Genomic DNA, 16,931 nt, shown 5'->3' with positions numbered 1-16,931 from the left:
TGCCAGACCTGCCAGACCCGGCCCCGCGCAGGAGGACGGCGCGCAGGTCACGATGCCGAGCCCGCTGGAGGCCAGCGCGGCGCGTGACCGTCGCCCCGGCCTCAAGCTGGGCTTCAGCCTTTTCTGGCGCACTTTCTTCCTGCTTGCGCTGCTGCTGATCGGCTGTACGGTCGCCTGGCTGCAGACGTTCCGCTCGCTCGAATACGAGCCGCGCGCCATTCAAACCGCCCACCAGATCGCCTCGCTCGTGAACCTCACGCGCGCGGCGCTGGTGTATTCGGACGCCATCACCCGCGTCTCGCTGATCAAGACGCTGGCCGACCAGGAAGGCGTGCGCATCCTGCCGCGCGAGCCCAATGACCGGTTCCAGCCTTACACCAGCGGTGCGCTCGACCAGCGCGTGACCGAGGAGCTGATCGACCAGCTCGGCGAAGGCACCACCGTGGCCAGTCGCGTGAACGACGAGGCGGGCCTGTGGATCGGCTTCACGATCGAGAGCGACACCTACTGGCTGCTCTTGGACCCCACGCGCTTCAGCCGCGTGGGCGGGCGCACCTGGCTGGTCTGGCTCAGCACCGCGATGGCGCTGTCGCTGGCCGGCGCGGCGCTGATCACCCGGCTCATCAACCTGCCGCTCAAGCAGTTGTCTCGCGCCACCATGCAGGTGCGCGAGGGCGAGTACGAGGCGCACAGGCTCGACGAGCGCGCCCGCACCAACGAAATCCGCGCAGTCAACATCGGCTTCAACCGCATGGCCGACCAGCTTGCCAAGATCGAGCAGGACCGCGCGATCATGCTGGCCGGCATCTCGCACGACCTGCGCACGCCGCTCGCGCGCCTGCGCCTTGAAACCGAGATGAGCGTGGCCGACGAAGACGCCCGCGACCACATGGCCGCCGACATCGCCCAGCTCGACGCGATCATCGACAAGTTCCTCGACTACGCCCGGCCAGACCATGTCGATCCGCGCCCCGTGCTGCTGCGCGATGTGGTCGATGCCTGCACCTACGCCGTGCAGGACTACGAGGAGATGAACATCAAGGTCGAGGTCCCGCCCGACCTGCGGGTGCTGGGCGACGAGGTCGAGCTCACCCGCGTGATCTCCAACCTGGTCGAGAACGCGCGACGCTACGGCAAGACGCCGGCCACCGGCGTGGCGGACGTCACGATCCAGGCGCAGGCGAACAACGATGCGGTGCTGATCAAGGTGCGCGATCACGGTGCAGGCGTCGAGCCCGCCCTGCTTTCGCAGCTGACCAAGCCGTTCTTCCGTGGCGACGCGGCGCGCACCTCGGCGGCGGGCGCGGGCCTGGGCCTGTCGATCGTGGCGAAGAACATCGAGCGCATGGGCGGCACCTTCGCGCTCACCAGCACGCCGGGGCGCGGGCTCGCGGCCCACATCCGCATGCCGCGTGCGATGCCGACGCCCAAGCCGGGCGAAGTACCGGGCGGCAAGAAGCCCGGCTGATCAGCGGTGGAGCAGGACCGCCGCGCGCGCTTCCATCGCGCGGCCCTCGCCCACCGGGCCGAGCTTCTCGGCCGTCTTGGCCTTCACATTGACCTGATCTAGCGCGATGCCCAGCGTGTCCGCGATGCGCTGACACATGAGCGGGATGTGCGGCGCCAGCTTCGGCGCCTGCGCGATCACGGTGCTGTCGATGTTGCCGATCTCCCAGCCGGCGGCCCGCACGCGGCGCGCCGCTTCGGCCAGCAGCACCGCCGAATCGGCACCGCGGAATTGCACGTCGGTGTCGGGAAAGTGCCGGCCGATATCACCGAGTCCGGCACCGCCGAGCAGCGCATCGGTGATCGCGTGCAGCAGCACGTCGGCGTCCGAATGCCCCAGCAGGCCGGTGGTATGCGGTACCTCGATGCCGCCCAGGATGAGCTTGCGTCCCGCCACGAGCTGGTGAACGTCCCAGCCCTCGCCGACGCGAATGTTGAAGGGTGCAGATGACGTCATGCGATGGCCTTCTTGCGGCTGAGCAACACCGCCTCGGCCAGTGCGAAATCTTCGGGAAAGGTCACCTTGAAATTCTGGGCGCTGCCCGGCACCAGCAGCGGCGAGAGGCCGATGGCCTCGATGGCGCTGGCCTCGTCGGTCACCGCGTCGCCCACGCGCTCCAGCGCGTCGAGCAGCATGCCGATGCGGAACATCTGCGGCGTCTGGGCGAGCCATTTGTCGGCCCGCGAGAGGGTCTGCGAGACGCGGCTGTCGGTCGAGGACACCTTCAGCGTGTCGGCCAGCCGGTGCGCCAGCAGGCCACCGACGGCGTCGTGCTCGCAGGCGGCGATCAGCGCCTCGATCTGGCTGGAAGTGACGAGGCAGCGCGCCGCGTCGTGCACCAGCACCCAGTCGTGTGCCCCGGCACCCTTCTGCCGCAACGCGGCAAGGCCGTTGCGCACCGTGGCCGCTCGGGTCAGGCCGCCGACCTGCAGCAGGTATTCGCCGTCACCCGGAAAACGCGGCAGCGCGGCCTGCACTTCACGGTCGTCCGGCGACACCACCACGGCCAACCCGGCAAAACGCCCGGCCAGCGCGCGGAACGCCTCCACCGTATGGGCCACCATCGGCACGCCCGCGATCCGCTGGTACTGCTTGGGCTGGGCGCCACCCGCGCGATGGCCGGAGCCGGCACAAGGGATCAGCACGAAAAATCGGGAAGAAGACATTGATGAAGGCGGCACGGGCCAATGGCCGACAAGCGAATAAAGGGCCGCCATTCTAGAATTGCCCTCCGCACACCCCTCGCCGCCCGGCGCGGGGTGTCTTGCATTTTTCGAAGCGTTCCATGGACCTCCCCCACCTCACGGCGGGCAAGCGTTTCACGCTGCCGCGCCCCCCTCTGTCGGCCGATGCCCTGCTGCTCGCGCAGCTGGGCATGCGCGAGAAGGCTGCCGGCCGCGCCACCGCGATGTTCACGGCCGACGCCAACGATGCGCAGCGCCTCATCGACGAGATCGCATTCTTCGCGCCCGACCTGCGCTGCGCTCTCTTTCCCGACTGGGAAACGCTGCCCTACGACAGCTTCTCCCCCCACCAGGACCTGATCAGCGAGCGCCTCGCCACCCTCTGGCGCATCAGCCAGAAAGAGGCCGACGTGGTGCTGGTGCCCGCCACCACCGCGCTCTACCGCCTCGCGCCGCCCGCATTCCTGGCCGGCTACACCTTCCACTTCAAGGCCAAGCAGAAGCTGGAGGAATCCAAGCTCAAGGCCCAGCTCACGCTGGCCGGCTACAGCCATGTGACGCAGGTGGTGAGCCCGGGCGAGTACGCGGTGCGCGGCGGGCTGATCGACCTCTTCCCCATGGGCTCGCTGGTGCCGTTCCGCGTCGACCTGTTCGACGACGAGATCGACTCCATCCGCACCTTCGACCCCGACACCCAGCGCAGCCTCTACCCCGTGCCCGAGGTGCGCCTGCTGCCGGGCCGCGAGTTCCCGATGGACGACGACGCCCGCGCGCGCTTTCGCAGCCGCTGGCGCGAACTGCTCGAAGGCGACCCGACGAAGAGCCGTATCTACAAGGACATGGGCAACGGCGTGGCGACCGCCGGTATCGAGTACTACCTGCCCCTCTTCTTCGACGAGACGGCCACGGTGTTCGACTACCTCGGGCCCGACGCCACGGTCGTGCTGCACGGCGACCTCGAACCCGCGTTCCAGCATTTCTGGCAAGACACGAACGAGCGCTACCGACTGGTGCGCGGCGACCCCGAGCGTCCCGCGCTGCCGCCCGAGGCGCTGTTCCTCAATGCCGAACAGTTCTATCAGCGCGCCAAGCCGCACGCCCAATTGGCCATCCGCGGCGACATCGCCACCGACACGCCCTACGCCGAGTTCGACAAGCTCCCGCCCTTTGCCGTGGTGCGCGGCGCCGAAGACCCGCTGGTCGGCCTGAAGGCCCACATCGCCGCCACGCCGCACCGCGTGCTGATGATTGCGGAAAGCGACGGCCGGCGCGAAAGCCTGCTCGACTTCCTGCGCGCGAGCGGCGTAAGCCCGCCGGCCTTCGACTCGCTGGCCGAGTTCGAAGCCTCCACCGACGAAAAGATCGGTATCGTCACCGCCGCGCTGGCCTCGGGCTTTGCATGGCGCGAGCAAGGCATCGACCTCGTCACCGAGACCGAACTCTTCGCGACCGCGCCCACCACGCGCCGCCGCAACAAGAAGCAGGAACAGGTCAGCGACGTCGAGGCGCTGATCAAGGATCTTTCGGAGCTCAACGTCGGCGACCCGGTGGTCCACACCGCGCACGGCATCGGCCGTTACCGCGGCCTCATGCACATGGACCTGGGCCAGGGCGTCGACGCCGAAGGCAAGCCGCTGTTGCAGGAAATGCTGCACCTGGAGTACGCCGACAAGGCCACGCTCTACGTGCCCGTGTCGCAGTTGCACCAGATCAGCCGCTACACCGGCGTGAGCGCCGACGAGGCGCCGCTGCACCGGCTGGGCTCCGGCCAATGGGAAAAGGCCAAACGCAAGGCCGCCGAGCAGGTGCGCGACTCTGCGGCCGAACTGCTCAACATCTACGCCCGCCGCGCCGCTCGCGAAGGCCATGCCTTCCGCTACTCGGCCGCCGACTACGAGGTGTTCGCCAACGACTTCGGCTTCCAGGAAACCGCCGACCAGAAGGCCGCGATCCACGCCGTGGTGCAGGACATGATCTCGCCCCAGCCGATGGACCGGCTGGTCTGCGGCGACGTGGGCTTCGGCAAGACCGAGGTCGCGCTGCGCGCCGCCTTCATCGCGATCACCGGCGGCAAGCAGGTGGCGTTTCTTGCGCCCACCACGCTGCTGGCCGAGCAGCACTACCAGACGCTGGTCGACCGCTTTGCCAAGTGGCCGGTGAAGGTGGCGGAGATGAGCCGCTTCCGCTCGGCCAAGGAAATCACTGCCGCCGCGAAGGGGCTGGCCGAGGGCCAGATCGACATCGTGGTCGGCACGCACAAGCTGCTTTCGCAGTCGGTCAAGTTCAAGAACCTGGGCCTGCTCATCATCGACGAGGAGCATCGCTTCGGCGTGCGCCATAAAGAGGCGATGAAGGCGATGCGCGCCGAGGTCGATGTGCTCACGCTCACCGCCACGCCGATTCCGCGCACGCTGGGCATGGCGCTCGAAGGCTTGCGCGATTTGAGCGTGATCGCCACCGCGCCGCAGCGGCGCCTGGCGATCAAGACCTTCGTTCGCAACGAGGGCACCGGCGTGATCCGCGAAGCCGTGCTGCGCGAATTGAAGCGCGGCGGGCAGGTCTACTTCCTGCACAACGAGGTCGAGACCATCGAGAACCGCCGCCAGAAGCTCGAAGAAATATTGCCCGAGGCCCGCATCGCAGTCGCCCACGGCCAGATGCCCGAGCGCGAGCTGGAGCGCGTGATGCGCGACTTCGTGGCGCAGCGCTACAACCTCTTGCTGTGCTCGACCATCATCGAGACCGGCATCGACGTGCCCACCGCCAACACCATCGTGATGAGCCGCGCCGACAAGTTCGGCCTCGCGCAGTTGCACCAATTGCGCGGCCGCGTCGGCCGCTCGCACCACCAGGCCTATGCCTACCTGATGGTTCCGGACACCGAAGGCCTCACCAAGCAGGCGGCCCAGCGGCTCGACGCCATCCAGCAGATGGAAGAACTGGGTTCGGGCTTCTACCTCGCGATGCACGACCTGGAAATCCGCGGCACGGGCGAAGTGCTCGGCGAGAACCAGAGCGGCAACATGATGGAGATCGGCTTCCAGCTCTACAACGAGATGCTGAGCGAAGCGGTGCGCGCGCTCAAGGCCGGGCAGGAGCCCGACCTGCTGTCGCCGCTGTCCGTCACGACCGAGATCAACCTGCACGCCCCTGCGCTCTTGCCCGACGACTACTGCGGCGACGTGCACCTGCGCCTGTCGTTCTACAAGAAGCTCGCCACCGCGAAGACACCCGACCAGATCGACACGCTGCTCGAAGAAATCGTCGACCGCTTCGGCAAGCTGCCGCCGCAGGCGCAGACACTCATCGATACGCACCGCCTGCGCGTGCTCGCGCGGCCGTACGGCGTGGTGAAGGTCGATGCGGCGCCGGGCATCATCAACATCACCTTCAAAAAGGACGCACCGGTCGACGGCATGGCCATCATCCAGCTGGTGCAGAAGAACAAGCACATCAAGCTCGCCGGCAACGAGAAGCTTCGCATCGAACGCGAACTCAAGGAGCCGAAGGACCGCGCGCAGATGGTGCGCGACGTGCTGCGCAGCCTCGGTCAACCCCTCGTCAAGGAACCCGCCCCCCGCATGAGCGCTACAGAAGAAATCTCCTCCGGCCTCGTCCTCCAGCGCGTGAAGCCGCCGCTGGCGCTGGCCGACTTCAAGCTGATCGCGTTCGACATGGATTCGACGCTGATCAACATCGAATGCATCGACGAGATCGCCGATGCGGTCGGCAAGAAAGCCGAGGTGGCCGCGATCACCGAGGCCACGATGCGTGGCGAGATCAAGGACTTCAAGGAGAGCCTGCGCCGCCGCGTGGCGCTGTTGCAGGGCATGCCGGTCGAAGCGCTGCAGCAGGTGTACGACGAGCGGCTGAAGCTCAACCCGGGCGCTAGCGAACTGGTGGCGGCCTGCAAGAAGGCCGGCCTCAAGGTGCTGCTGGTATCGGGCGGCTTCACCTTCTTCGCGAACCGCGTGAAGGACCGGCTGGGCATCGATTTCGCCCGTTCGAACCTGCTCGATGAAGCCGACGGCAAGCTCACCGGCCAGGTCGTGATGCAGAGCTGGGGCGACATCTGCGACGGCGCCGAAAAGCGCCGCACGTTGCTCGAAGTCGCGTCGCTCATGGGCATTTCGCCGCAGGAAACCATCGCCGTCGGCGACGGCGCCAACGACCTGCCGATGATGGGCGAGGCCGGGCTCTCGGTGGCCTATCACGCGAAGCCGAAGGTGCGGGAGCAGGCCATGGTGGCCATCAACGAAGGCGGGCTCGAACGGCTGCTGGAGATCCTGAAGTGACCGACGCCAACGTGCCGCTCTACAGCGCCGACGCGCTGCGCGACTACGCGAGCGCCCTGCTGCAGAAGGCCGGGCTCGCCGCAACGATGTCCGACAGCGTCGCCCGCACCCTGGTCGAAGGCGACCTGCTGGGCCACGACACCCACGGCCTCGCGCTGCTGGCGGGCTATGTGAAGGAAATCGAATCCGGCGGCATGACGCGCGACGGTGCGCCCGAGGTGCTGTCGGACCGCCCCGCCGCCGTGCTGTGGGACGGCAAGCGCCTGCCCGGCCCTTGGCTCATGGACCAGGGCATGGACCTGCTGGTGCCACGCGCCCGCGAACTCGGCACTGCCTCGCTCGTGATCCGCCGCAGCCACCACATCGCCTGCCTCGCCGTCTACATGCTGCGCGCGCTGCAGGAAGACATGCTGATGCTGCTGGCCTGCTCGGACCCGAATGCGGCCAGCGTCGCGCCCTTCGGCGGCACGCAGGCGGTGTTCACGCCGAATCCGCTTGCGATGGGCTTTCCGCTTTCGCACGGCGGCGTGATGGTCGACATCTCGGCCTCGATCACCACCAACGGCATGAGCAACCGCAAGCGCGCGGCCGGCGAGACCTTCGCGGAGAAATGGCTGATCGACGCCAGCGGCAAGCCGACGAACGACCCACAGGTGCTGTTCGATGAGCCACCCGGCACGCTGCTGCCCGTGGGTGGGCTGAGCCATGGCCACAAGGGCTACGGCATGGCGCTGCTGGTGGAGACATTGACGGCAGGGCTGGCGGGCTTCGGCCGGGCCGATCCGAAAGAGGGCTGGGGCGCGACGGTGCACATCACGCTGCACGACCTGAATGCGTTCGGCGGCAAGGAAGCGTTCCTGCACCAGATGGACCACGTGGCGGCTCAGTGCCGGGACAACGCGCCCATCGACCCTGCGAAGCCGGTCCGGCTGCCGGGAGAAGGCGGGTTGAAGCGCCGGGAAGCGCAATCGAAGAACGGGGTGCGGCTGCACCCGTCGATTGCGCGCTCGCTGCAGGAAGCGGAGCAGCGCCACGGCCTGCAGCTCGCGCAGGCGCTTCTCTAGAGGGTCAGTCTTCCTCGGGCGGCTCTTCGGTCCGCTCCCCGGCCGGGCGCGGCGTGCGCTTGCCGGGCTTGGCGAGGATCTCGACGTAGAACTGCTTGCCGGCATCTTTCACGATGCCGTCGATCAGCTTGTTGATGGCTGGCAACTGGGCGACTTCAGCGGTTTCCGCCGATGCCCCGAACTTGCAATCGAAGTCCCAGAAATCGCTGCCCTCGGGCAGGTCGCGCCGCCGTTCGCGCTTGATGTACTTGCTGATCTCGTGCTTGATGGCTTCGACGAGACGATCGGGGTGCTTGCCCTCGACTTGAAGCTGAAAGGTTTTTCTCATGGGTGATCGTAACTCCCTGGTGGGCACTGCCGCGCTGTGTACAGTCGGCGGTTCAATGGAAAGCAGGTGAAGACATGGCGCGCGCGAACGACTGGGCAAGCAAGGTGATGGCATTGGTGAACGGCGGAAACGCTCCGGCCGCCATCGCGCAGATCAAGGTCGCGCCCTCGGTCAAGGACCTGAAGGCGCTGCAGACCATCATGACGCTCTCGAAAATGAAAGGCCGCTATCCGAACGTGGATGCGGCCATCTCGGACAACCTCGACCTGCTTGCGGCGCCCCGCCTGCATCGCTCGCCCTGAGGCATCGTCCCGCAACCTGATCCGGAGTCCTCGCCAAATGAGAACCGTTCTCGACAATAATCGAGAAACGATTACGTACGTTCTCATTTGCCCATGTCCGCCCAACTCTCCCCCACCCCGCTGCTGCGAGCCTTTCAGGACAGCTATCAGGACCTGGTGCGGTTCATCGCTCGGCGCACCGGCAGCACGCACGACGCACGCGAGTTGGCGCACGACACCTGGCTGCGCCTGGCCGAGCGGACCGAGAGCGAGCCGGGCGACAGGCCCTCGCCGGAGCCCGCCGCGCGCGCCTATGTCTACACCGTGGCCGAAAACATCGCCATTGATCACCTGCGCCACCGGCAACGCGGCATGGAGCGCTTCGCTTCGGCACCGCAAGACGCCGACGCCGAGGTGGGCGCTGCGCACGACCACAGCACGCACGACATAGCGGAACGCTTGTCGCATCGGCAAGCCCTCGACGCGGTCGATGCGGCGCTGCGGCAGTTGCCGCAACGAAGCCGCGACATCTTTCTGGCGGATCGCCTCGAAGGCACCGGCCACGCAGAACTGGCCGAGCGATACGGCGTCTCCATCAAGACCGTCGAGCGCGAAGTGATGCGTGCGCTCGACAGCGTGGAAGCGGCACTGCACCGTTGGCGCGGCGACACGGCACCAGTGCGCACCGGACGCCGCCGGGCGCTGTCGGCACTGCTTGGCGTCGTCGGCATGGGCGTCGGCAGCACTGCGCTGTGGCAGGCATGGCGCCAATGGATACCGAGCTACCAGAGCACCCTGGCCACAGCCGTCGGCCGCCTCCGGACCCAGACCCTGCCGGACGGCACCCGCCTCAGCCTCGATGCGGCCAGCCGCACCGAAGTGGCTTACTACGCCACGCGCCGCGCCGTGCAACTGCTTGCGGGCAGCGTCTTCTTCGACGTGGCGCGCGATGAAACGCGCCCTTTCGTCGTCACCGCGCTGGGCCACGAGATCACCGTGCTCGGCACCCGTTTCGAGGCTGCGCTGCAAGACGGCAACCTGCGCGTGGCGGTTGAATCGGGTCAGGTGCGGGTTCGCAGCAGCAGCGGCGAAGAACGCGTCCTCGGCGCCGGCGACAGCGTGCGCATCGATGCATCACAGCAGTTCACCACGGCGCACCCCGGCGAGGCCGTTGCGGTGGCGCCATGGCGCGAAGGCTGGCTCGACTTTCACCATGTGCCGCTGGGCGAGGTCGTGTCCCGCCTCGCCCGCTACAGCCCGCGGCCCCTGCGCGTCGAGCCCGATGCCGCTTCGCTGCCTGTGTTCGGCCGCGTGCACATCGCACAGGCCGGCACCTGGCTGCGCCTGCTGCCCGGCAGCCTGCCCGTGCAGGTGAGCGAAGACCTGGGCAGCCCGCATGCCATCGTCATCGCGCGCCGCTCGCCATCCTGAGATCGCGAATTTTTGCGAATTGCATGAGGGATTCCCACTGCTCGGTCGTATCAGCCTGAAGAGCCCGGGAAAGTCCGCCCAGCGGATGACCCGGTATCCCATGGCCCAGAAATGAACCGACCTCATCGCATGCCTTCTCGCACCCCCCTTCCACGCGGCGCCTCGCGCCACCTGATCGCCGTCGCCGTCCTGGCCTGCATCGCCCAGGCGGGCCAGAGCGCGATGGCCCAAGACACGGCAGCCCCGCGGACCTCGCAAGCCACACCGACGGCGGCGGGCGCAGGCGCGGTCATCGGCTTCTCCATCCCCGCCCAACCCCTCGATCAGGCGCTGAACCAACTGGCCCGCCAGGCCAGCCTGCAGTTGCTGGCGCCGTCGGCCTTGCTGAGCGGCCTGCGCAGCCGCGCAATACAAGCCGACCTGAGCGTCGGCGCGGCCACCTCGCAACTGCTGCAAGGCACGGGATTGACCGCTCGGATGACAGGCAACATGCTGGTCATCGAACGGGCCGCGCAGACCTCCGACACCACGCTGCCCGCCGTGACAGTCAACGCCTCCGCAGAGCGCGAAACCGCCATCGGTCCGGTGCCCGGCTATGTGGCGCGGCGCAGCCAGACCGCCACCAAGACCGACACGCCGCTGCTCGAAGTGCCGCAGTCGATCTCGGTCATCGGGCGGGAAGAAATGGACGCACGCGGCGTGCAGGACATCATGGAAGCCGTGCGCTACACGCCCGGTGTCACGGTCAACAACTGGGGCTTCGACCCCCGGGGCATCGAATGGATCCTGATGCGCGGCTTCGACACGACAACGGGCATTGCCGGCTACCGCGACGGCCTCGTCCTGCCCGCCTATTCCGTGACCGAGCCCTACGGCGTCGAGCGCGTCGAAGTGCTGCGCGGACCGTCCTCGGTGACCTTCGGCCAAGGTGACGCCGGCGGCATCATCAACCGTGTGAGCAAGATGCCGAGCAACACGCCCGTGAACGAAGTCGAGGTGAAGTACGGCAACTTCCAGCGCAAGCAACTGGCCTTCGACCTGGGCGGAGTCGCCGGCGACACCCTCAGCTACCGTCTGGTCGGTCTCGGTCTGGACACCAACTCGCAGGTGTACTACGGAGATGGCACGCCGTTCTCGAACAAGCGCACTTACCTGGCTCCTTCGCTGCGCTGGCAGCCCTCGGCCGACACCTCGTTCACGCTGCTCGGCGAGTTTCTGGACAACAAGGCCAGCGACGACGTCTTCTATGTCATGGACAAGGCGGGCAACAACACCGGCATCGTTCGCGGCGACCCCAACTTCAGCCGCATCCGGAACCGCCAGGAATCGCTGGGCTACCTGTTCGAACACCATGTGAACGACAACTGGACAGTGCGCCACAACCTGCGCTACTCCGACGCCCGCATTGAAAAGCACATCCTGCGTCACGCCCTGCTGCCGGACAACCACACGCTCACGCGCAGCGCGCGCTCCTTTCCCGAGTGGTACGGCCAGTGGAGTTCGGACGCACAGCTGCAGGGCCGTGTCCGTACCGGGATCGTCGAGCACACGCTGCTGTTCGGCTTCGACGCGACCCGCATCCGCTACACGTCCAAGGAGTTCTCGGGACCGGCACCCGGCCTGGACCTGCGCTATCCCGTCAACACCCTGCCGATACCAGAGCCCCTCGTTCCCGCGAGCAACTACACCCAGATCACCCAGCAACTCGGCCTCTACGCCCAGGACCAGATCAAGATCGACGACCGCTGGGTGCTCACGCTCAGCGGCCGGCAGGATCGCGTGAAGTCCGAGACCACCGACCGCATCAACAGCACCCGCAAAGGCCAGACCGACAACAAGTTCAGCGGCCGTGCGGGCCTGAGCTATCTGGTCGGCAACGGTTGGGCGCCGTATGTCAGCTATGCCACGTCCTTCATGCCGACCAGCGGCGTCGACCTCAACGGCAACCCGTTGCAGCCGACCCGTGGCAAGCAGGTGGAAGCCGGCATCAAGTATCAGCCCGAGGGTTCGCGCACGTCGTTCGCCGCGGCTGTCTTCGACCTGCGCAAATCGAGCGTGGTCACCTATGACCAGGACACCTTCGAGCCCCGTCAGATCGGCCGCATCCGCTCGCGCGGACTCGAACTGGAAGCCAAGGCCGAACTCGCTCGCAACCTGAACTTCACCGCCTCCTATACCGTGCTCAACATGAAGGTGCTGGAGAGCGCCAACACGAGCGAGATCGGAAAGATGCCGATCCAGGTGCCCAAGCAATCCGCCTCCTTGTGGCTCGACTACACCCTGGGCAATGGCATCGGATTCGGTGGCGGTGTGCGCTACATCGGCAGACGCTGGAACGACGTGACCAACACCTCGGACGAAGGCGGCGTTGCGCTGTTGGACGCCACGGTGCACTACAAGACCGGCCCCTGGCGCTTCGCACTGAGCGCAACCAACCTGGCCAACCGCAAGTACACCGCCTCACGCGCCTACAACAACTACTACAGCGGCAACGAGCGCACGCTGGTCGCCAGCGCGAAGTACCAGTTCTAGGCAGCGTCCGGCCGGCAGTGCGCAACCCGCGCACCACCGGCCCCCGCAATGCTTCAGAGCGCCTGGCCGAGGCGCTTCACACCCTCTTCGATCTTCGCCACATCGGCCGTCGCAAAACTCAGGCGCAGCGTCGACACGTCGGGCTTCTCCGCAAAGAACGGCGCGCCGGGTACGAAGGCCACGAGCTTCTCGATGGCGCGCTTGGCCAGCTCATTCGCATCGGCCAGCTTGCCGTTGGCGCCCGTAAGGCGAGCCCAGAAGAACAATCCGCCGTTGGGCTGCGTGAAGCTCACGGCATCGCCCAGTTCGCGCTTCAGCGCCGCGCCCATGGCCTGCGCGCGCTGGCCGTAGACCTCGCGCACATGCGCGAGCGTGGCGGGCATGCGGCCGCTCTTGAGGTATTGCGCGGCCGTTGCCTGCGAGAAAGTGCTCGTGTGCGCGTCGCTGAACTGCTTGCACATCGTCGCCTTGGCGAGCAGTTCGGGCGGCGCGATCATCCAGCCGATGCGCAGGCCCGGGCTCAGCACCTTGCTGAGGCTGCCGCAATGCGCGAGCAACTCGCGGCTGCCGGGCACGTCCTTGCTCAAGGCGAGGATGGAAGGCGGCGGCGCTTCGCCGAAGTAGAGGTCGCCGTACGGGTCGTCCTCGACGATCAGCGTCTGGTACTTCACGGCCAGTTCGAGCACCTTCTTGCGGCGCTCCAGCGTCAGCATCGCGCCGCTGGGATTGCCGAAGGTCGGGATCAGGTAGACGAACTTGGGCTTGTGCTCGGCGATGAGCTTTTCCAGTTCGTCGGTCTTCACGCCGTTGGCGTCGATCGGTGCGCTGATGAGCTGCGCGCCGTAAAGGCGGAAGCACTGGATGGTGGCCAGGAAGGTCGGGCCCTCGACGATCACCTTGTCGCCGGGCGAGATCATGGTCTTGCCCAGCAGGTCGAGCGCCTGCTGGCTGCCGGTGGTGACGATCAGGCCGCTGGGGTCCACATCGACGCCCTTGGTCTTCATGAAGGATGCGAGCTGGCTGCGCAGCGGCTCGTAGCCTTCGGTGGCGCCGTATTGCAATGCGCCGCCGGGTTCTTCGGTCAACGCCTTCTGGCTCGCTTCCTTCAGGCCCTCGACGTCGAACATCGCGCTGTCGGGGAACCCGCCTGCAAAACTGATGATGCCGGGCTTGCCGAGCAGCTTGAAGAGTTCGCGGATGGCGGAGGTTTCGACGTTGTCGAGGCGGGAGGCGAATTGCATGATGGTCAGTCTCACTTTCTGGTCGCCATTGTCGCGAAAGCCGGTGCATGAATGCTGCATAAGGCCATCGGCTTTCAACGATATATTGCGCCTGTCGCCGCCCTGCGCGCCCGGGCAGACGCGCGGCGCCCCCGAGCCCCATGAAAAAAGACAATATCCCCCTCTTCTTCGCCACCCTGCAGGCGGCCAACCCCACGCCCGAGACCGAACTCGAATACGACACCCCTTTCGAACTGCTGGCCGCCGTGCTGCTATCGGCGCAGGCCACCGACGTGGGCGTGAACAAGGCCACGCGCAAGCTGTATCCGGTGGCGAACACGCCGCAGGCGATCCTCGACCTGGGCGTCGAAGGGCTGGAGAGCTACATCAAGACCATCGGCCTGTACCGCAGCAAGGCGAAGCACCTGATCGAGGCCTGCCGCATGCTGGTCGAGCTGCACGGCGGCGAGGTGCCCCGCACGCGCGCCGAGCTCGAAGCGCTGCCGGGCGTCGGCCGCAAGACCGCCAACGTGGTGCTCAACGTGGCCTTCGGCGAGCCGACCATGGCGGTCGACACCCACATCTTCCGCGTGAGCAACCGCACCGGGCTCGCGCCGGGCAAGACGCCGCTGGAGGTGGAACTCAAGCTCGAGAAGCGCGTCCCACCGGAATACCGGCTGCACGCGCACCACTGGCTCATCCTGCACGGCCGCTACATCTGCGTGGCGCGCAAGCCGCGCTGCTGGGAATGCGCGGTGGCGCCGTACTGCGACTACAAGCCCAAGACACCGGCTCCGAAAACGAAATGACAACGCACGCATGACGATCCTGAAGACCCACGGCGCCCTGCTCGCCACCGCCCTGCTCTCGGCAGCCGCCTCCGCGCCGGGCGCCGCGTGGTCGCAGCAGGGCAGCAAGGGCCTGCCACCCGACGCCATGGCGGCCTACGGCGGCCGCTGGTCGACCTCGTGCGCCGATGCGTCCGCACCGACGCTGCAGGTGCGCGAGGACCAGTTGATCGTCGAAAGCGGCAAGCGCCGGGTGGTCGGCCAGTCGCCCGAAACGGCCCACAGCTTCTTCGGCAACAGCCAGCCGCCGGCCCGCTTCGACGTCGCCCTGATGAGCGATGTCGACAAGGCCGGCGCCCTGACCTTCCTGGTCTTCCGCGAGGCGCGGGGGCAGTCCATCACGCTGGATGCCGCCAAGCCGGTGGCGGGCCAACTGGGCCCTGAGCTGATGAAGCTGCGCTACTGGCGATGCGACGGCTCCGCGCGCGCCGCGCTGCCGGCCGTGGAACCCACCGCGACGAAGCAACCCGCTCCGCCAACAGGCAGCCCGGCCGCGCTCGCGCAGGGCCCCGCGATGCAGAAAGCCTGGCGCGCCGCATTGAGCACCAAGGAAAACGACCGCTGGCTGGTGCGCCGCGAGGGCCCGGCGCCCGAGCCGCAATGGGTCACCGTGGCCGGCACGCGCTATGTGCTGCATGCCTTCTGCAAGCCGCACGACTGCCATGACAACAACGCGATCGCGCTCTACGACCAGGGCTCGGGACGCATCTACGGTCTGGTGCAGCGCAACGGAAAGAACGTCCTCGTGGGCGCACCGCCGCAGGCGCTGGCGCCGCAGCTGGACAAGCTCTGGCGCGAGCAGTGGCGGCAGAAGAACTGAGCTGACGGGCGCTTTCCCGGAGTCCGTCACCACCTCGAACCGCAGTTCGCGCGAGGGTCGCAGTCAGCCGGCCGGCGGATGCTCGAAGTTCAACCAGCCGCCGAATGCCAGTTCGCCGACCGGCCAGTCGGCAGCGGCTTCCGGGCAGCGAACGCCACGCTGCAACAGCGTCACCGCCCTCAGCACGCCGGCGTGAGTGACCCAGAGCGCATCGCCCTCGCCCGCCAGCCATTCATCGTGTGCCTCGGCCGTGCGCCGCATGAACGCACGCACGCTCTCGCCGTTCGCGCCGGCGATGCCGTCGGCGAAATTGCCGGTCCAGGCCTCGAACTCCTCGCGCGCGATGGCGGACCATGGCTGCCCTTCCCATGCGCCGAAGCTCATCTCCGCCAGACGGGCATCGTGCTGCACAACCAGATCCGGACGCAGCGCTGCGATGGCGCCGGCCAATGCGGAGCAACGCCGCAGCGGCGAACTGCGCAGCGCGATGCCGGCGGGCAGCAAAGGCGCGATGCGTTGTGCGGCGGCCAGCGTGGCTTCGGCTTCCGCTTCGAGGTCGGTCGTGCCGTAGCAGAGCCCGGGCTCCGCGATCACGGGCGCGTGGCGCAGCAGCCAGAGCTTTTTCATGCCTGCCAGGCGAGCGCCAGATAGATCGCCAGCTCGCAGACCTGCTGGGTCGCCCCGAGCCCGTCGCCGGTGAAGCCCTGCAGGCGACGCATGAAAAGACGCGCCATCCAGCCCGCGGCCACGACGACGGCCAGCAGCGCCGCGACGACATGCACCACGTCATGCGCGCACAACAGCAGCGCCACGGCGGGAATCGACCACAGCACGGCGACGATCAGCGCCCCGCCGCTGATCGCATCCGCCAGCGGCTTCGCCTTGCTCGCCCCGCTGTCGCCCACATAGGGCAGCCATCGGATCAAGAACAGCGGCGCGAGGCGCGACAGCACATGCGCCCCGACGATTGCCAAGGCCACTGTCTCCAGCCCACGCCCGGCCAGCGTCGCGAGCAGCGCGAACTTGAGGCCCAGCGCAAGCACCAGCGCCACGGCACCGAAGGCGCCGATGCGCGAGTCCTTCATGATCTCCAGCGCGCGATCGCGGTTGGCCGAGCCGCCGAGACCATCGGCCACGTCGGCCAGGCCGTCTTCATGGAAGGCACCGGTCAGCATCACGGTGGCGACGGTGCTCAGCACGGCTGCGGCGAATGCGCCGGCCACGCTCTGCAAGCCGACGCCCACGGCCACGAAGACCAGTGCGGCCACCCCGCCCACCAACCAACCAATGCCCGGCAGATGCGCCGCACTCGCCCGCAGCATCTGCGGACTGAACCCGACCCACGTCGCAAGCGATCCCGTCACCGGCACGCGCGTGAAGAACTGCAGTGCCAGCAGGAAGTGGCGAATGCCGTTCATCGA

14 protein-coding genes and 1 pseudogene are annotated in these 16,931 nt (G+C 67.4%); 9 read left to right on the top strand and 6 right to left on the bottom strand.

Annotation, left to right across the window (positions count from 1 at the left end):
* The first annotated feature begins 52 nt into the window (after positions 1-52).
* Positions 53-1,468, top strand: a complete 1,416-nt coding sequence (locus QF040_RS04925) for an ATP-binding protein (RefSeq protein ID WP_429610081.1) — start codon at positions 53-55, stop codon at positions 1,466-1,468.
* Here the strand turns inward: QF040_RS04925 and ispF are convergent, their stop codons facing one another.
* On the bottom strand, positions 1,469-1,963 hold the full coding sequence (gene ispF / locus QF040_RS04920; RefSeq protein WP_429610080.1) for a 2-C-methyl-D-erythritol 2,4-cyclodiphosphate synthase: 495 nt from the start codon (positions 1,961-1,963) through the stop codon (positions 1,469-1,471).
* Entirely contained in the window at positions 1,960-2,673 is a 714-nt protein-coding gene (gene ispD, locus QF040_RS04915) for a 2-C-methyl-D-erythritol 4-phosphate cytidylyltransferase (RefSeq protein WP_429610079.1), read from the bottom strand. Before ispD ends, ispF begins: the two co-directional genes overlap by 4 nt.
* Before the next feature lie 119 nt (positions 2,674-2,792).
* On the opposite strand from ispD, the pseudogene mfd reads away from it, so the two are divergent.
* The 3 genes and pseudogenes from mfd to QF040_RS04900 all read left to right on the top strand — a co-directional run.
* A pseudogene (gene mfd / locus QF040_RS04910) lies at positions 2,793-6,266 on the top strand (transcription-repair coupling factor); the annotation flags it as partial.
* 6 nt (positions 6,267-6,272) lie between these two features.
* Entirely contained in the window at positions 6,273-6,986 is a 714-nt protein-coding gene (serB, locus tag QF040_RS04905; protein WP_429614613.1) for a phosphoserine phosphatase SerB, read from the top strand.
* On the top strand, positions 6,983-8,050 hold the full coding sequence (locus tag QF040_RS04900; protein ID WP_429610078.1) for an Ldh family oxidoreductase: 1,068 nt from the start codon (positions 6,983-6,985) through the stop codon (positions 8,048-8,050). The genes serB and QF040_RS04900 overlap by 4 nt, the downstream gene beginning before the upstream one ends.
* A 4-nt stretch (positions 8,051-8,054) precedes the next feature.
* On the opposite strand, the gene QF040_RS04895 is transcribed toward QF040_RS04900, so the two are convergent.
* Complete coding sequence (locus tag QF040_RS04895) at positions 8,055-8,378, bottom strand: DUF6172 family protein (protein ID WP_257859564.1); 324 nt, start codon at positions 8,376-8,378, stop codon at positions 8,055-8,057.
* Between the two features lie 74 nt (positions 8,379-8,452).
* Between QF040_RS04895 and QF040_RS04890 the strand changes: the two genes are divergently transcribed.
* The 3 genes from QF040_RS04890 (at position 8,453) to QF040_RS04880 (ending at position 12,622) form a co-directional block, all read left to right on the top strand.
* Positions 8,453-8,680 carry a hypothetical protein gene (locus QF040_RS04890; RefSeq protein WP_013541760.1) on the top strand — a complete coding sequence of 76 codons (228 nt, stop codon included), beginning with the start codon at positions 8,453-8,455 and terminating at the stop codon, positions 8,678-8,680.
* A gap of 93 nt (positions 8,681-8,773) precedes the next feature.
* The gene (locus tag QF040_RS04885; RefSeq protein WP_429610077.1) at positions 8,774-10,090 is read left to right on the top strand and encodes a sigma-70 family RNA polymerase sigma factor; all 1,317 of its coding nucleotides are present in this window, start codon (positions 8,774-8,776) and stop codon (positions 10,088-10,090) included.
* A gap of 129 nt (positions 10,091-10,219) precedes the next feature.
* The gene (locus tag QF040_RS04880) at positions 10,220-12,622 is read left to right on the top strand and encodes a TonB-dependent siderophore receptor (protein WP_429610076.1); all 2,403 of its coding nucleotides are present in this window, start codon (positions 10,220-10,222) and stop codon (positions 12,620-12,622) included.
* Positions 12,623-12,675: 53 nt separating this feature from the next.
* Here the strand turns inward: QF040_RS04880 and QF040_RS04875 are convergent, their stop codons facing one another.
* Positions 12,676-13,863 carry a PLP-dependent aminotransferase family protein gene (locus tag QF040_RS04875; RefSeq protein ID WP_429610075.1) on the bottom strand — a complete coding sequence of 396 codons (1,188 nt, stop codon included), beginning with the start codon at positions 13,861-13,863 and terminating at the stop codon, positions 12,676-12,678.
* Positions 13,864-14,003: 140 nt separating this feature from the next.
* Between QF040_RS04875 and nth the strand changes: the two genes are divergently transcribed.
* Both nth and QF040_RS04865 read left to right on the top strand, forming a co-directional pair.
* Positions 14,004-14,651: an endonuclease III gene (gene nth, locus QF040_RS04870; protein WP_429610074.1), complete on the top strand. Its 648-nt coding sequence runs from the start codon at positions 14,004-14,006 to the stop codon at positions 14,649-14,651.
* A gap of 10 nt (positions 14,652-14,661) precedes the next feature.
* On the top strand, positions 14,662-15,510 hold the full coding sequence (locus tag QF040_RS04865) for an Ivy family c-type lysozyme inhibitor (protein WP_429610073.1): 849 nt from the start codon (positions 14,662-14,664) through the stop codon (positions 15,508-15,510).
* Positions 15,511-15,573: 63 nt separating this feature from the next.
* On the opposite strand, the gene QF040_RS04860 is transcribed toward QF040_RS04865, so the two are convergent.
* Together QF040_RS04860 and QF040_RS04855 are read right to left on the bottom strand one after the other, a co-directional pair.
* Positions 15,574-16,137 (bottom strand): histidine phosphatase family protein, encoded by a 564-nt coding sequence (locus QF040_RS04860; RefSeq protein WP_429610072.1) that lies wholly within the window; start codon positions 16,135-16,137, stop codon positions 15,574-15,576.
* Positions 16,134-16,928 carry an adenosylcobinamide-GDP ribazoletransferase gene (locus QF040_RS04855; protein ID WP_429610071.1) on the bottom strand — a complete coding sequence of 265 codons (795 nt, stop codon included), beginning with the start codon at positions 16,926-16,928 and terminating at the stop codon, positions 16,134-16,136. Before QF040_RS04855 ends, QF040_RS04860 begins: the two co-directional genes overlap by 4 nt.
* Positions 16,929-16,931 lie beyond the last annotated feature (3 nt).

It is taken from the genome of Variovorax sp. W2I14 (assembly GCF_050435205.1).
Classification (GTDB): domain Bacteria; phylum Pseudomonadota; class Gammaproteobacteria; order Burkholderiales; family Burkholderiaceae_C; genus Variovorax; species Variovorax paradoxus_C.
The sequence above is the reverse complement of the archived record's forward strand: the minus strand, read 5'-3'. Positions and strand labels throughout refer to the sequence as shown.

Bases quoted from the DNA above. Each gene is read 5' to 3' on its own strand.
- QF040_RS04925 (WP_429610081.1), top strand. From the start codon at position 53: ATGCCGAGCCCGCTGGAGGCCAGCGCGGCGCGTGACCGTCGCCCCGGC.
- ispF (WP_429610080.1), bottom strand. From the start codon at position 1,963: ATGACGTCATCTGCACCCTTCAACATTCGCGTCGGCGAGGGCTGGGAC.
- ispD (WP_429610079.1), bottom strand. From the start codon at position 2,673: ATGTCTTCTTCCCGATTTTTCGTGCTGATCCCTTGTGCCGGCTCCGGC.
- serB (WP_429614613.1), top strand. From the start codon at position 6,273: ATGAGCGCTACAGAAGAAATCTCCTCCGGCCTCGTCCTCCAGCGCGTG.
- QF040_RS04895 (WP_257859564.1), bottom strand. From the start codon at position 8,378: ATGAGAAAAACCTTTCAGCTTCAAGTCGAGGGCAAGCACCCCGATCGT.
- QF040_RS04890 (WP_013541760.1), top strand. From the start codon at position 8,453: ATGGCGCGCGCGAACGACTGGGCAAGCAAGGTGATGGCATTGGTGAAC.
- QF040_RS04885 (WP_429610077.1), top strand. From the start codon at position 8,774: ATGTCCGCCCAACTCTCCCCCACCCCGCTGCTGCGAGCCTTTCAGGAC.
- QF040_RS04880 (WP_429610076.1), top strand. From the start codon at position 10,220: ATGCCTTCTCGCACCCCCCTTCCACGCGGCGCCTCGCGCCACCTGATC.
- QF040_RS04875 (WP_429610075.1), bottom strand. From the start codon at position 13,863: ATGCAATTCGCCTCCCGCCTCGACAACGTCGAAACCTCCGCCATCCGC.
- nth (WP_429610074.1), top strand. From the start codon at position 14,004: ATGAAAAAAGACAATATCCCCCTCTTCTTCGCCACCCTGCAGGCGGCC.
- QF040_RS04865 (WP_429610073.1), top strand. From the start codon at position 14,662: ATGACGATCCTGAAGACCCACGGCGCCCTGCTCGCCACCGCCCTGCTC.
- QF040_RS04860 (WP_429610072.1), bottom strand. From the start codon at position 16,137: ATGAAAAAGCTCTGGCTGCTGCGCCACGCGCCCGTGATCGCGGAGCCC.
- QF040_RS04855 (WP_429610071.1), bottom strand. From the start codon at position 16,928: ATGAACGGCATTCGCCACTTCCTGCTGGCACTGCAGTTCTTCACGCGC.